Source organism: Nocardia amikacinitolerans (genome assembly GCF_900215415.1).
GTDB lineage: Bacteria > Actinomycetota > Actinomycetes > Mycobacteriales > Mycobacteriaceae > Nocardia > Nocardia amikacinitolerans.
In genome coordinates, this window is sequence record NZ_OBEG01000002.1 from 556,979 (window position 1) to 570,652 (window position 13,674).

Sequence of the window (13,674 nt, forward strand, 5' to 3'; positions counted from 1 at the left end):
ATTCCGCCGGACCGGTGTGGGATTCCGCTCAGGCGTGGCTGCCCCACGCGGACCTCGTGCGGCATAGGGTCGAAATCATGACCGAGGAGACGCAGTACCGCATCGAGCACGACACCATGGGCGAGGTACGGGTCCCGGCGCACGCGCTGTGGCGCGCGCAGACCCAGCGGGCCGTGGAGAACTTCCCGATCAGCGGACGCGGCTTGGAGCGCGCGCAGATCCGCGCGCTCGGACTGCTCAAGGCCGCGTGCGCCGAGGTGAACAAGGATCTCGGCCTGCTCGACGCCGTCAAGGCGGACGCCATCATCGCCGCCGCGAACGAGATCGCCGCGGGCGAGCACGACGACCAGTTCCCGATCGATGTCTTCCAGACCGGCTCGGGCACCAGCTCCAACATGAACGCCAACGAGGTGATCGCCTCGATCGCCAAGGCCAAGGGCGTCGACGTGCACCCCAACGACGACGTGAACATGTCCCAGTCGTCCAACGACACCTTCCCCACCGCCACGCACGTCGCGGCGACCGAGGGCGTCATCAAGGATCTGGTCCCGGCGCTCGAGCACCTGCGGCTCGCGCTGCTGGACAAGTCCGAGGAATGGCGCACCGTGGTCAAGTCGGGCCGCACCCACCTGATGGATGCCGTCCCGGTGACCCTCGGCCAGGAGTTCGGCGGCTACACCCGCCAGGTCGCGGCGGGCATCGACCGGTTGATGGTGACGCTGCCGCGCCTCGGCGAGCTGCCGATCGGTGGCACCGCGGTGGGCACCGGCCTCAACGCGCCCGCCGGGTTCGGTGCGAAAGTCGTTGCGGAACTGGTGAAGTCGACCGATATCGACGCGTTCACCGAGGCGATCGACCACTTCGAGGCGCAGGCGGCGCGCGACGGTCTCGTCGAGCTGTCCGGCGCGCTGCGCACCGTCGCGGTGAGTCTCACCAAGATCGCCAACGACATCCGCTGGATGGGTTCCGGTCCGCTCACCGGTCTGGCCGAACTCCAGCTGCCGGACCTGCAGCCGGGCAGCTCGATCATGCCCGGCAAGGTGAATCCGGTGCTGCCCGAGGCGGTCACGCAGGTGGCGGCGCAGGTCATCGGCAACGACGCCGCGGTCGCCTTCTCCGGCGCGAACGGTGCCTTCGAGCTGAACGTCTACATTCCGGTGATGGCGCGCAACGTGCTCGAGTCGATCCGCCTGCTGGCCAACGTGTCCCGGCTCTTCGCCGACAAGTGCGTGCGCGGGCTGGTCGCCGACGTGGAGCGGCTGCGCACGCTGGCCGAGTCCTCTCCGTCCATCGTCACCCCGCTGAACTCGGCGATCGGCTACGAGGAGGCGGCGGCGGTGGCCAAGGAGGCGCTGAAGGAGAAGAAGACGATCCGGCAGACGGTGATCGATCGCGGCCTGCTCGGCGACCGCCTCACCGAGGCCGAGCTGGATCGCCGCCTCGACGTGCTGTCGATGGCGAAGGTGAAGGACACGAAGTAACGCACGAGGGCGCCGGGGAGGTGAATCCGCCCGGCGCCCTTCGTCGTTCGGTAGCGCGGCGCCGCAGATCAGGCGGGCGAGAACACGCGCAGGTGCTCCAGCTCCGCGCGTGCCGCCTCGCCCTCGGAACCGAGGTCGGCCCGGTCGAAGACGTTCCAGCGGCGCAGCAGCGGCGCGAAGACCAGCTCGCCTTCCTTGGCGCGGTCGTAGATGCCCGCCTCGGCCAGCACCTCGTCGCTGCTGCGGCCGTCCGGCAGCGCCACGCTCGGCACCTCGAAACCGGCGACCCGGTCGGCGATGGCGCGCATGGTCTGGTCGGGCGCGATCGCAAACGCCGCGGCGACCAGATCGGCGAAGAACACCGACTGCAGCTCGTCGTCAGCCGCGATGCGCTCGGCGATGGCGGTGACCATCGGGTTCTCGTTCAGCGCCGCGGTGTTGCGGTGCCGGATGGCCGACGCCGCCTCCTCGAACGCGGCGTTGGCGAGCACGTCGAGCAGGTGCAGGGCGGGACGGCGGAAGCCGGCCGTCATGTGGGCCATCCGCTGACGTTCCAGGTCGACCGGATCCACCGACCTGGTGACCATCAGGTAGTTGCGGATCAGGATCTCGTGCCGGTTCTCCTCGGCGGTCCAGCGGCCGACCCAGCGCCACCACGGACCGGTGCGCAGGTACTTGCCGATCTCGCGGTGGTAGGAGGGCAGGTTGTCCGCGATGAGCACGCTCACGGTCAGCGCCAGCTTGGCGATCTCGCCGAGCTCGGACTGTTCCGGGGTCCAGTCCTCACCGCCGAGGAAGGCGAAGTTGCGGCCGTCGTCCCACGGCACGTAATCGTGCGGCTGCCACCCGTCGGCGACGGCGATGTGGCGTCGCAGATTCGATTCCACCTCATCCGCGAGCGCTTCGAGCAGTTCGCGGTCGGTCAAGAGATTTTGCACGCTCACAACCTAGCTGTTCGGCCCGCGGCGCGGGACTCTACCGATGGGAATCGCCGACGACGCCCGAGAAGCGCCGGTGCGCTGTCTCGGGCGTCGCGGGGGTTCGACTACTTCATGGTGACGGTGATCTGCCCGTTCACCCAGGTGATGGTGCCGCCGCTGAACTCGCTCTTCTTGCCGCCGGGGATGTCGGTCTCGTCGCTGACCGGGTAGCCGAGCTCGCCCGCCGCGCCGCCGTTCTCCTCCCACGCCTTGCGGATCTCGCCCCAGACGATGTGCGGCTCGCCGTCCTCTGGCTCGTAGATCGTGCCGCCGACGAAGTCCTGGTACTTGCCATTGTTCGGGGCGTTCTCCTGGGCCTCGATCGGGGCGCCCAGCGGGCCCTCCGGGCCGCCCGCCTCCATGTACTTGTCGTAGATGTCGCCGGAGACGGTCACCTCTTCGCCGCCGCCCTGGGCTGGGATCCTGGTCTCGTCCGCGGCATCCGGGGTCTGATCCGCGGTGTCGCGATCGTCGGTGTCGGGATTGTCGGTGCCGTGCGCCTCGGTGTGTGTGGTCGCCATCGGGGCGGTCGTCATGCCGAGGGTCGGGGTGGTGAGGACGCTGTCCGATTCGTTCGAGTCGTCGCCACCGCATCCCGCGATGAGCAGCGCGGCGGCCGCCAGCGCCACCGTGAATCCAGCCGTGCGTCGAGCGTGGTGCATATGTCGTCCCCTCTCGAGTGTGGCTCCGACGGCGCCCTGACACCGGCACCGCGCGTAGCCTAGGCCGATGTTCGGCAACGGCCCGGCGAATCGACTACGACGCGCCGGGCCGTTGCCCAACTGGTAACTCGGCGGATATTACCCACTCGATGTGAGGTGAAACACACCCTGAGCGTTAGCTCGAGTGCACCTCGAGCTCAGCTCTAGGAGTTCGGTCCGTACTCCTCGAGCATCTCGGTGACCAGCGCCGCGATCGGCGAGCGCTCGCTGCGGGTCAGCGTGATGTGCGCGAAAAGCGGGTGTCCCTTGAGCTTTTCGATCACCGCCGCCACGCCGTCGTGTCTGCCGACGCGCAGGTTGTCGCGCTGGGCGACGTCGTGGGTGAGCACGACGCGCGAGCCGGTGCCCAGCCTGCTGAGCACCGTGAGCAGCACGTTGCGTTCCAGCGACTGCGCCTCGTCCACGATCACGAAGGAGTCGTGCAGCGAGCGACCGCGAATGTGGGTGAGCGGCAGCACCTCCAGCATGTCGCGGCTGAGCACCTCCTCCATCACCTCCGGCGAGGCGAGTCCGTCGAGGGTGTCGAAGACGGCCTGCGCCCACGGCCCCATCTTCTCGCTCTCGCTGCCGGGCAGGTAGCCGAGATCCTGGCCGCCGACCGCGTAGAGCGGGCGGAACACCACGACCTTGCGCTGGGTGCGCCGTTCCAGCACGGCCTCCAGCCCCGCCGTCAGCGCCAGCGCCGACTTGCCGGTGCCCGCCTTGCCGCCGAGCGAGACGATGCCGACGCTCTCGTCCAGCAGCAGGTCCAACGCGATGCGCTGTTCGGCAGAACGCCCGTGCAGACCGAACGCCTCGCGCTCGCGCACCAACTGCACGCGCTTGTCCGGCGTCACCCGGCCCAGCGCGCTCGAGCTGGTGCCGAGCAGCCGGATTCCGGTGTGGCAGGGCAGTTCCCGCGCCTGGTCCAGGTCGATCACGGACTCGGCGTAGAGCTGGTCGATCTGGGAGGACGCGACATCGATCTCGACCATCCCGGACCAGCCGGAGGTCACCACGTCCTGCGCGTGGTACTCGTCGGCGTGCAGACCCACCGCGCTCGCCTTGACGCGCAGCGGAATGTCCTTGGACACCATGACGACCTCGCGACCTTCGGCCGCGAGATTCAAGGCGCAGGCCAGGATCCGGGAATCGTTGCTTTCCGTACGGAAGCCCACCGGCAGAACCGTGGGGTCGGTGTGATTGAGTTCCACCTGCAGCGTTCCGCCCTCGGTGCCGATCGGCACCTGCTCGTCCAGCCTGCCGTGCTGCAGGCGGAGGTCGTCCAGGTTGCGCAGGGCTTCCCTGGCGAACCAGCCCAGTTCGTGGTGGTGCCGCTTGGCCTCGAGTTCGCTGATGACGACCAGCGGGAGGACGACATCGTGCTCGCCGAACCTGGTGAACGCCCAGGGATCGGAGAGCAGGACCGAGGTGTCGATGACGAAGGTCTTGGCACCGGGAGTGTGGGAGAGCGAGGGGCGGGCCCCCTTGGTGTCCGAAGAGACAGCGGCGCGCTTTCCTGTGCCAGCAGAACGGGAGTGCGCCGAGGGGGCGGAAACGGAGCGTGCAGCAGTCACGGTGGGCTCCTTTTGTGTCCACACGGCACCCGCGTGGACGATCTCGCTGGACCGGTCCGTCCTTCTGGATCCGACTTGCGTCAGATGCCACGAGGGCCGGGTGCCGGCCCCCTCGTACTGAGTAGCTCAGTCACGGTCAGGACCTCCCGTACGAACCACACCGACGCGGTCCGCATCTCCGAAGTTACCGCCGACTGCCCGGTCCGCGCTCGGGGAAGGTGAGGCGTGTCGGTGAAGATCCCGTTAACGCGCGGCTCGGCGGGGTCGCCGAAGTGGTTGTCGCCGCAGCTCACCGGGACAGTTAGGCGTACCTCCGCCTTCGCTCCGGCCGTGCGCGGCTATCGACGGACTCCGTCCGGCAGTGACGACTAGAGTCGAATCATGGCCGGTAACGAGGAACTCGAGAACCTGTCGTCCAAGGAGCTGCACGACCGGGCGGTGCGGCTGGCCGTGCGCCGCGGGGACATCAAATACCTGTGGCAGCTGCTCACCCGCATTCCCGCCGCCGAGGCAGCCGCGGGGAACGTCGGCGAGAGCGAGGCGGACATCAAGTTCGTGCTGCCGTTGATCGACGACTACATCCACGCGGGCGACGGCGCGGTGGCCGAGCAGCTACGGCCGTTCTACCTGGACTACCTGGTCGCGCATTCGTGACAGGGCCGGCCGTGGCAACGCGGCCGCGACTGTCCGGCGATCGCGCCGAAAGGCGGTGCGCGCCGGGCGAATCGGCGAACGGGTGGAGTGCGTCGGCAAACCGACACTGGGCCGAAGCCGCGCGGCGAACCGGTGCGACCGGGCCGGTCGGTGACGGCGGGCGGTGGTTTGCGACGGCGGGCGGCCGGAGTTCAGCGGTGAGCCTGCGGCCTGGGGTCGCTGGCGGGCGCCGACCGGGATTCAGCGGGCGGCGACCGAGATTCAGCAGCGGGCGGGATTCGGCGGCGGGTAGCGAGCGGAGTGCGGCGGCGGGCGGTGGGCGGATTCAGCGGCGGGCGAAGGCCGCGCGGAAGAGGCCGACGGCGGCGCCGCGGATGAAGTTCTCCCAGCTGAAGTGGTCGTGCCACAGCACGATTCGGCCGTCGCGCAGTTCGAAGGTGCCGGTCACCCAGAACCCGATCTCCACCGGACCGAACCGCAGGTAGTCGGTGCGATCGGTGAGCACGATGTCGCCGTTGCCCGCGATGTGGTGCATATCGACGCGGAAGCCGAACATCGGACGATCGAGCCCGCGCAACACGCCGCCGACGCGCCGGATGCCGCGCACGTCCGGTAGCGAGGTGTTCTTCCAGACGATGTCGGGATCGAGCAGTTCCAGCGCCTCGCCGACCGCACGGAGCTCCAGGGCGGCGAAGAATTCCCGCACCGTGGTGATCGCGTCCTGCTGCAGTTGGAGTTCGTCGGACATGGTTCGACTTTAAGCCGCTTGGCCGCCCTATGTGGTGTTGTTTTCGGCGGCCCGGCGGGCGATCAGGACGGCGAGGCCGTCGAGGACCCGCTCGATGCCGAAGTTCAGCGCGTCGCCGGGGTCGTCGGCGTAGGGCGGGTTCGCCGATCGGGCGGCCTCCTCCGCGAAGGCCGCCCTGACCGCGGGATAGCGATCGGCCGCGGCGGCCATCGTCTCGGTGAACTGCCGCAGCACCTGCTCGGCCGTGTCGGTCTTGCCCGCCGCACCGACCTGCTGGGCGAGGCTGCGCACGTGGCCGTTGAGCAGGACCACCGTGTCCAGCCGCTCGGGTCCGGACAGCCCCGTGCCGTCCATCGCGACCACCGCGGCCTCCAGCCAGCCCATCTCGTTGGGCCCGATCGGGCGCGCTCCGACGGCGAGCTCGAGCGTCCACGGGTGCGCGCGGTAGCGGTCGAAGATGGCCAGCGCCCAGCCGCGCAGAGCTTCCCGCCAGGTCGGTTCGCGCGGCGGTTCGGGCGGCTCGCCCATGGCCGTGTCCAGCATCAGCGCGATGAGCTGTTCCTTGCCCGGCACGTAGCGGTACAGCGACATCTTCGTGTAGCCGAGCCGTTCGGCAAGCCGCTGCATGGACAGGTTGACCAGGCCATCGGCGTCGGCGAGCGCGATCGCTTCCGCGACGATCCCGGCCAGCGTCAGCGAGGGCTTCGGTCCGCGCCGCGGCGGCTGCCTGGTGCCCCACAGCAGTTCCACGGTGGTGGGTGACGACATCGGCGAATCCTCCAGGACGAATGGGTTGACCCGGAACTGTGTCTACCATACGCTGATTTGCGTCTGCCGGAAACAGAATATGGCGGACGCAATTGCTAATTCGGGAGAAACCATGCGCCACCATTCCGTTCTCGTGTCCGGCGCCGGTATCGCGGGCCCCGCCCTCGCGTTCTGGCTGCACAGGTACGGGTTCGAGGTCACCGTCGTCGAACGCGCCGCGGCGCCGCGCCCCGGCGGGCAGGCCGTCGATTTCAAAGGCCGCACGCACCGCGCCGTGTTGGAGCGCATGGGTGTGTGGGAGGAAATCTGGGAGCACCGCACCGGGGCGTCGGACGTGGTGTTCGTCGACGAACGCGGCTCGCGGCTCGCGCTCATGTCCGGCGACTTCACCGGCGGCGACGTGGAGATCCTGCGCGGGGACCTCGCCGAGATCCTCTACCGCCACACGGCCGACGACTGCGAGTACGTGTTCGGGGACTCGATCACCGGGCTCACCGAGACCGCCGAGGGCGTGCACGTCACCTTCGAGCGCGGAACGGAGCGCACCTTCGATCTCGTCGTCGGCGCCGACGGAATCCATTCCAGGGTCCGGCATTTGGCGTTCGGACCGGAGCGCCAGTTCGTGCGGCACCTCGGACACTACTACTGCGTCGCAGGGGCGAGCCCGTGGAGCGACTCGTCGACGCCGCGCGAGCGGGCCGTCGCCTACGGTCACAACGCGCCGGGACGGCTCGCGATCAGCGGTGGCTCGAAGGCCCAACAGCTGTACCTGTTCGCGGCGCCGGAACTGGCGTACGCGCGGGACGACCTGGACGCGCAGCGGCGCATCGTCGCCGAGCACTACGCGGGGCTCGGCTGGGAGGTGCCGCGGATGCTCGCCGAACTCGCCGAGTTCGACGACGTCTACCTCGATTCGATGGGGCAGGTGCGGATGGACCGCTACACCGCGGGCCGTGTCGCGCTCGTGGGCGATTCGGCGTACGGAAACACTTTGGGCGGCTTCGGAACCGGGCTCGCTGTGGTGGGCGCGTACGTGCTCGCCGGGGAACTGGCGCTCGCGGATGGCGACCACACCGTCGCGTTCGCCCGCTACGACGAGATCATGCGCCGGTACGCGAAGATCGCGGGCAACTCGAACGCCGGGCGATTCCTAGCGCCGTCCACTGCTATTGGCATCCGGCTTCGCAACTGGTTCCTCGGCTCCCGGCTGTTCACGCTGATGACGAAGTACGGCGACAACGCCGCCAACGACATCGACCTGCGCGACTATCCCGCCCTGCTGGCGGCGCGCTGAACGGATTTCCCGAGTTTCGGTGGAACCGCTTCGTGCGCGGGTGCGTCTATTAGGTTCAAACGGCACTGACGGAAGGGGCCACCGCGATGGCAGTGCACGGTACCGACAGCAGCGCGATCACCAATCCCGAGAACGCGCAGAGCTTTTCCCACGCGGAGATCAAAGCAGCCGCCGACAGGATGAACCCGGGCGCGTCGATAGCCGCTCAGGACGCATGGGCCGGGCTGTCCGGGATGGTCATCGCCGCCGGTGAGCAGTTCGGCTCGGCGCTACAGCGGGCGGTCGACCAGCGGTGGGAGGGCGCCGCGGCGGACGCGGCCGTGCGCGGTGTCCGCGACTTCCTCGGTCGGCTCGGGGAACTCGGGGCGGCGCTGGGCAGGCAATCGGAGCCGATCGCGGCGGCGGCGAGCGCGGCCGCGCAGTTCAAGGCGGCCATCCCGGAGGTGAGTACCGGGAATTCCGCTGCGCCGGAAGAGCGCAACGCGCAAGAGGACCAGGCGCGCGACGATATGAACAGGCTCTACATCCAGCCGTACAGTGCGACGGCGGCGCGGATCCCGACGTTGCCGTCGCCGGTGGGGGTCAGCGGTGCCGGTGCGGACGGGCTCCTCGAGGGCGCTCTGCCGGGTACGGGCAGGATGACCGATTACAGTGCGGGAGCCGGGGTGGGGACGCAGCCGGCAGCTGGAGCCCAGCCCGGGAATGAGACGCAGTTCGGGGCGGGGGCGCATTCCATAGGCGCCGGAGCACAACCCGCACTGGGAGCACAGCCGGTGAACGCCTCGCACCTGGGGACAGGAGCGCACACCGAAAACGCCGCGCAGCCGGGTAGCCACGGTCAGTCCGAGTCCGGCGCCCAGCCGGGGGGCCTGGCGCAGCCGGGGACAGGGACCCAGCCGGTGAACGGCGCAGAGCCAGCGGCTGGTGCGCAGCAGGAGAACGGCGCGCAGGCCGGCACCGGGACCCAGGCCGGAGACAGCGCACGGGCCGAGGACGGCACACGGCCGGGATCCGGTGTGCAGCCTGAAGGTGGCGCGCAGCACGTCGCGGAAGGGCAGTCCGGCTTCGGGGCTCGACCTGGAACCGGAACGCAGACCGAGAACGGTGCGCAGGCCGAGGATGGCGCCGAAGAGCAGTACGGGTCTGGCGCGCAGCCGGGCACCGGCGGACAACCCGAGAATGGCGCGAAACCGGGCACCGGCGGACAGGTCGGGTCTGGTCCCGACCACCTCGTGGGGGACACGACCGGCGCGCAAGGCGGGGCGGGGACGCAACCAGGAGGATCCACCGGGCAGGGGACGGTGTCGAATCACGGCTCGTCCGCCGGGGACAACGGCGAGCGTCCCCCGAACTCGACCGGCGGCGAAACGGACTCCGTTGCAGCACAGTCTGTTTCCGCGCAGGAAGTCGCATCCACGCCGCCGAGCTCAGCCGCATCGTCCCCGACGTCCGCACCGCCCCCACCATCCTCGGCTCCCGCGCCCGCCGCGCCGCCTCCTACGTCCGCAGGCCCCACGCCCGCTGCGGCGCCCCTGATGCCCGCCGCACCAACTCCGACGTCCGTAGGTTCCGCGCCGTCCACGGCTTTCCCACCCCTCACCTCTCCGCAACCCGCGTTCTCGGCACCGACCCCACCGCTCGCACCGAACACACCCCTCGGTCAATCCCCCATCACAGGCCCACCACCGCCGCTCGCCCCCGCCGCGCTCCACGATCCCGCACGTCCGTCCGCGCCTGTCCCACCGCCCAACGCCCCCGCACCACCACCGAGCCCCGGCTCCTCCGTACCCGCCCAGCCCGCGGCAACCCCGAATCCCGCACCGCCGTCGGGTGTTCCGGCCCGCGCGGGCATCCCCGGCTCCACCGGCTACGCGGGCCTGATGCCGTCCGCGCCGCGAACCCGGGCCGAGGAGGATGGCGAGCACCGGTCGGCGAAGTACTTGCGCTCCGAAGAGCACGGCCAAGAGCTGATCGGCGAGACGCCCAAGACCGTCCCGCCGGCGTTGGGAGCCGACTGATGGCGCAGTGGATACTCTCGGCCGAGCAGTTCGCGGCGGTGTGGTTCGGCACCGGACTGGATCGGATGCCGTTCCCGTTCCGCTTCACCAGCCGCTTCCCCGGCCTTCGCGAATACCAGGCGTACCAGCGCGATTTCCGCACCGAGCTGGAACACGACGAGCACGTGCCGCTGCAACGCGCCATCCAGGTGCTGGCCCGGCCCGATTGGCGTATCGAGCTTTTCGGCATCGACAACCGGCGCGGCGGCGCTGAGCTGCGCGCCATCGGCTGCGCCCACCGGGGCGGTTCCGGCGTCGTCGCGTTGCAGAACCCGGCTCCCGACGGCGGCCGAATTCGGCTGCGCCGCTGCCGAACAGACCAGCTCGCCACGGAACTCGTCCGCTTGCTCCCCGACCGTGAGCCGGGCACCGTCGCCGAAAGGACCTATCTCCTCGATGATCTCGCCGACGAACGCACCGACCCCTTCGGCACCACTCCCGCCACCGCGACAAGGGACCGCTACCGCCGATTCTGGCGCCAGCCATGTACGACTCGCGGCACCGTCACCGTCCTGCTCGGCCCCCGCAACGCCGATCCTCTCCGCACCGGCAAACTCCGCTGGATCGACACCGACGACGGCCGCTACTGCGAAGTCCCCGCCAACCGCGCCCTGATGATCCGCCCCGCCACCACCGCCGACATCGCCCGCTACCTGGACGAATCGATCATCCGGGCGCGTGCCCGCATGGACTGACCGGGCCCGTCCGCTGATTGCGGGATTGACGGGTCAGGCTCTGGTACATCGGAATTCGCAGCGGCACAAAGCTTCGCGGGATTGGCGCACTACCGGATGGTCGCCGACGCCAGGAACGAAGTGAGCGTGGGCAGGATCAGGTCGGATCGGTACATGATGTCGTAATGCGTTGTGCTCGGAACGATTTCGAGTCGAGCACTCGCGGCCGCACCGGTGTCCAGCCGGGAGACCATATCCGTGGCGTGTTCTCGATACAGGGCGTCGGATTCGGCGACGAGTACGAGCGTCGGCGCCTGGATCTTCACCAGCTGCGCACCCCAGTCGTAATCCTGAGCGAGCAGTTGCCGGGTCTTCGTCACCAGGGACGTCCAGCCGGCCGGATCCGGTGCGACGCTCCTGTAGAGCTGGTACATGGGGGTGTCGCGCATGGCGTCGGGTTCCATCGCGGCCATCCCGGCGCGCGTGTCGGGCATCCAGCCGTCGGAACGGTAGGGCGCCGACATGACGACCAGCCGGCCGACCAGGTCCGGTGCGCGAGCGGCCACCTGCATCGCGACACCGCCGCCGAGCGAGTAGCCGAACAGATCGGCCTTGCCGAGATTCAAGTGGGTGATGAGCGCGGCGACGTCATCGGCCATCGACTCGTAGCTCAGCGGGCGCTCGCGATCGGGTGTATGGCCGTGGGCCTGCAGCTCTACCGAGATGACCCGCCGATTCTCGGACAACTCCGGGATGAACGCGCCGAAGGTGGATTCGGCGGTCGAGAGCCCGCCGTGCAGCAGAATCAACGGCTGCCCGGCGCCGCGAGACTCGTAGTAGAGCCGACCGCCGTTGATCTCGGCGTAGCGACCCCTGCCGTCGGCGGATGCCTGATCGGCCGCAGCGGGCAGAGGTTGCGAGGTGGACACGCCACCGCCGGTGGTGTCTTCACTACCGCAGCCACTGACCAGCGAAGCGGATACGGCCACGGCGCTAAGGACGGACAGCGACACGATGCGCATTCGCATGGTTCGATCCTCTCGGTCGGGTGGGCGCGTTCACGCCGCGAATCGCTCTGCGCCGACGAGGAATTCGCCGGAGACCGGGACAAGCAGGTCGATATTCGGATTGTGGCTCAGCTTCGCCACTTCCTCGTGCCGCGCGTTCGGAAGCACGGCGGTTATGGCTCGTGCGGCGGACCGCAGCAGGGCTCCGCTCTTGCCGCCGGAAACGACCAGGGTGGGAACCTTCACGCCCGCCCAGTCCGCCGGACTCAGTGCCGCACCGCGCATGTACGGACCCATGATCGCCCAATCGTGGGCGGTGCTAGGCGCGGTGGCCAGCAGACTTTTCCAGAAAGGCGTGAAGCGCATGATCGCGGCGAACAGGCGCGGCGTACCCATGCCCTTGGTCATGAAGTACCGCACCACCTCGGCGCGCCGATCCGCGGCGATCAGCTCGTGCAGTTTCACCGCCAGATCCGCTGGGGGAACGAAGTTCTCATGGTCGGTGACGAACGGCGGCTCGAAGGCCACCACCTTCGTGATGCCGGGTACCCGACCCGAGGCCGCGGCGAGCAGCGCCAATCCAGCACCCGAGGACCAGCCGAAGACCGCCGCCTCGCCGCCGACCGCCTCGATCAGCGCGGCGAGGTCGTCGATCTCGTTCTCGACGTCGTACACACCGGGCGAATCGGTGCTGTCACCGCGACCGCGCCGGTCGTAATTCACGACCGTGAGCCCGTACTCCTTGCTCAATTTCCGGGCCAGCTCGATCATTTTCGGAAATGCCCGATAGCTGAATGCCCCGCCGATCAGGATCACCGTTCCGGCTTCACCGCCGACTGTGCGATCGAATGCCAGCTCGACGCCCCCGGGCGTAGTGATGGTCTCCACGTTCAATGTCCTTCTCCGCAAACCAGATTCAACGGCGATGTCCGGCACCGCTCACCGATTGAGACGATGGCGTGCTCTGAGATTCATCGCAGATACCTGTGATGTGCATCACATGCCTTCGTGTCGCACCACGGTCCTCACCTGCGCCCGCGGCAGCAAGTCGGCAACGCCGGGTGCAGCCGCGCACGGAGCGGAGGCGGAGTACGCACGACAGGCGCCGCCGGACGCAGTCCGTCCGAAAACCGCGCATGGCCGGAGCGAAGGCGGAGTACGCACGACAGGCGCCGCCGGACGCAGTCCGTCCGAAACCCGCGCATGGCCGGAGCGAAGGCGGAGGTACGCCTAGGTTGGAGGGATGACAACACGGGATGAAATCGAGTCGTTCCTCGACGAGTATCAGGCCGCGTTGAGCGCATTCGACGCCGAACGGTCCGCCGCCATGTGGGGCACGCCGGGCACCATTCTCAGCGACGGTTTCGTGGGTTCGCTGTCCAGCAACGCCGAGATGGCGCAGGGGCTCGCGCAGTCGTATCCGTTCTATCAGCGGCTCGGGCTCGCCAGGGTCGGCCACACCCTGCTCGAGCATGTCGACCTGACGCCGCTCATCACGCGGGTCCGGGTCCGCTGGCACTTCTACGACGAGAACGACGATCTGCTCACCGACGGCGACTACGAGTACCTGCTGCGGCGCGACGACGAGACCCTGCACACCTACGTCGCGGTGCCGATCGACGAGGTGGAGAAGCTCACGCAACTCGCCGCGGCCAAGGGCATCGATCTATCGGCGGGCTAGCCGCGGCCCGGTCCTCATCCGCCCACGGTCACGGTCAGCAGACGGCCGGGAT

General features: G+C 69.0%; 13 protein-coding genes. 6 read left to right on the forward strand and 7 right to left on the reverse strand.

Features of this window, described 5'->3' with window-relative positions; genetic code table 11:
- The first annotated feature begins 77 nt into the window (after nucleotides 1–77).
- Nucleotides 78–1,481 (forward strand): class II fumarate hydratase, encoded by a 1,404-nt coding sequence (locus CRP45_RS10880; protein ID WP_097244983.1) that lies wholly within the window; start codon nucleotides 78–80, stop codon nucleotides 1,479–1,481.
- Nucleotides 1,482–1,549: 68 nt separating this feature from the next.
- On the opposite strand, the gene CRP45_RS10885 is transcribed toward CRP45_RS10880, so the two are convergent.
- The 3 genes from CRP45_RS10885 to phoH2 all read right to left on the reverse strand — a co-directional run bounded on the left by CRP45_RS10885 (nucleotide 1,550) and on the right by phoH2 (nucleotide 4,601).
- Nucleotides 1,550–2,419, reverse strand: a complete 870-nt coding sequence (locus CRP45_RS10885) for an acyl-ACP desaturase (RefSeq protein ID WP_067784862.1) — start codon at nucleotides 2,417–2,419, stop codon at nucleotides 1,550–1,552.
- Between the two features lie 107 nt (nucleotides 2,420–2,526).
- A complete protein-coding gene (locus CRP45_RS10890) occupies nucleotides 2,527–3,123 on the reverse strand; it encodes an LGFP repeat-containing protein (protein ID WP_097244984.1) in 597 nt (198 codons plus the stop codon).
- Between the two features lie 203 nt (nucleotides 3,124–3,326).
- Nucleotides 3,327–4,601, reverse strand: a complete 1,275-nt coding sequence (phoH2, locus tag CRP45_RS10895) for an RNA 5'-3' helicase PhoH2 (protein ID WP_245910127.1) — start codon at nucleotides 4,599–4,601, stop codon at nucleotides 3,327–3,329.
- Nucleotides 4,602–5,120: 519 nt separating this feature from the next.
- Here phoH2 and CRP45_RS10900 point away from each other — a divergent pair.
- Entirely contained in the window at nucleotides 5,121–5,393 is a 273-nt protein-coding gene (locus tag CRP45_RS10900; RefSeq protein WP_097244985.1) for a hypothetical protein, read from the forward strand.
- A gap of 325 nt (nucleotides 5,394–5,718) precedes the next feature.
- On the opposite strand, the gene CRP45_RS10905 is transcribed toward CRP45_RS10900, so the two are convergent.
- Complete coding sequence (locus CRP45_RS10905; RefSeq protein WP_097244986.1) at nucleotides 5,719–6,141, reverse strand: limonene-1,2-epoxide hydrolase family protein; 423 nt, start codon at nucleotides 6,139–6,141, stop codon at nucleotides 5,719–5,721.
- Nucleotides 6,142–6,168: 27 nt separating this feature from the next.
- Nucleotides 6,169–6,909, reverse strand: coding sequence for a TetR/AcrR family transcriptional regulator (locus tag CRP45_RS10910; protein ID WP_097244987.1), 741 nt, complete (start codon nucleotides 6,907–6,909; stop codon nucleotides 6,169–6,171).
- A gap of 112 nt (nucleotides 6,910–7,021) precedes the next feature.
- On the opposite strand from CRP45_RS10910, the gene CRP45_RS10915 reads away from it, so the two are divergent.
- The 3 genes from CRP45_RS10915 to CRP45_RS10920 all read left to right on the forward strand — a co-directional run bounded on the left by CRP45_RS10915 (nucleotide 7,022) and on the right by CRP45_RS10920 (nucleotide 10,955).
- Nucleotides 7,022–8,203, forward strand: coding sequence for an FAD-dependent monooxygenase (locus CRP45_RS10915; RefSeq protein ID WP_097244988.1), 1,182 nt, complete (start codon nucleotides 7,022–7,024; stop codon nucleotides 8,201–8,203).
- Between the two features lie 86 nt (nucleotides 8,204–8,289).
- A complete protein-coding gene (locus CRP45_RS33290) occupies nucleotides 8,290–10,221 on the forward strand; it encodes a hypothetical protein (protein ID WP_143861404.1) in 1,932 nt (643 codons plus the stop codon).
- Nucleotides 10,221–10,955 carry an ESX secretion-associated protein EspG gene (locus tag CRP45_RS10920; protein ID WP_097244989.1) on the forward strand — a complete coding sequence of 245 codons (735 nt, stop codon included), beginning with the start codon at nucleotides 10,221–10,223 and terminating at the stop codon, nucleotides 10,953–10,955. Before CRP45_RS33290 ends, CRP45_RS10920 begins: the two co-directional genes overlap by 1 nt.
- A gap of 89 nt (nucleotides 10,956–11,044) precedes the next feature.
- Here the strand turns inward: CRP45_RS10920 and CRP45_RS10925 are convergent, their stop codons facing one another.
- Nucleotides 11,045–11,962: an alpha/beta fold hydrolase gene (locus CRP45_RS10925; protein WP_097244990.1), complete on the reverse strand. Its 918-nt coding sequence runs from the start codon at nucleotides 11,960–11,962 to the stop codon at nucleotides 11,045–11,047.
- Between the two features lie 30 nt (nucleotides 11,963–11,992).
- A complete protein-coding gene (locus CRP45_RS10930) occupies nucleotides 11,993–12,829 on the reverse strand; it encodes an alpha/beta fold hydrolase (protein WP_097244991.1) in 837 nt (278 codons plus the stop codon).
- Between the two features lie 355 nt (nucleotides 12,830–13,184).
- Here CRP45_RS10930 and CRP45_RS10935 point away from each other — a divergent pair, with 355 nt between their 5' ends.
- Nucleotides 13,185–13,622: a hypothetical protein gene (locus CRP45_RS10935; protein ID WP_097244992.1), complete on the forward strand. Its 438-nt coding sequence runs from the start codon at nucleotides 13,185–13,187 to the stop codon at nucleotides 13,620–13,622.
- Nucleotides 13,623–13,674: the final 52 nt, after the last annotated feature.

What these genes read in the sequence shown, in the direction of transcription:
- CRP45_RS10880 (WP_097244983.1), top strand. Translation starts at nt 78, where the DNA reads ATGACCGAGGAGACGCAGTACCGCATCGAGCACGACACCATGGGCGAG.
- CRP45_RS10890 (WP_097244984.1), bottom strand. Translation starts at nt 3,123, where the DNA reads ATGCACCACGCTCGACGCACGGCTGGATTCACGGTGGCGCTGGCGGCC.
- CRP45_RS10900 (WP_097244985.1), top strand. Translation starts at nt 5,121, where the DNA reads ATGGCCGGTAACGAGGAACTCGAGAACCTGTCGTCCAAGGAGCTGCAC.
- CRP45_RS10905 (WP_097244986.1), bottom strand. Translation starts at nt 6,141, where the DNA reads ATGTCCGACGAACTCCAACTGCAGCAGGACGCGATCACCACGGTGCGG.
- CRP45_RS10910 (WP_097244987.1), bottom strand. Translation starts at nt 6,909, where the DNA reads ATGTCGTCACCCACCACCGTGGAACTGCTGTGGGGCACCAGGCAGCCG.
- CRP45_RS10915 (WP_097244988.1), top strand. Translation starts at nt 7,022, where the DNA reads ATGCGCCACCATTCCGTTCTCGTGTCCGGCGCCGGTATCGCGGGCCCC.
- CRP45_RS33290 (WP_143861404.1), top strand. Translation starts at nt 8,290, where the DNA reads ATGGCAGTGCACGGTACCGACAGCAGCGCGATCACCAATCCCGAGAAC.
- CRP45_RS10920 (WP_097244989.1), top strand. Translation starts at nt 10,221, where the DNA reads ATGGCGCAGTGGATACTCTCGGCCGAGCAGTTCGCGGCGGTGTGGTTC.
- CRP45_RS10925 (WP_097244990.1), bottom strand. Translation starts at nt 11,962, where the DNA reads ATGCGAATGCGCATCGTGTCGCTGTCCGTCCTTAGCGCCGTGGCCGTA.
- CRP45_RS10935 (WP_097244992.1), top strand. Translation starts at nt 13,185, where the DNA reads ATGACAACACGGGATGAAATCGAGTCGTTCCTCGACGAGTATCAGGCC.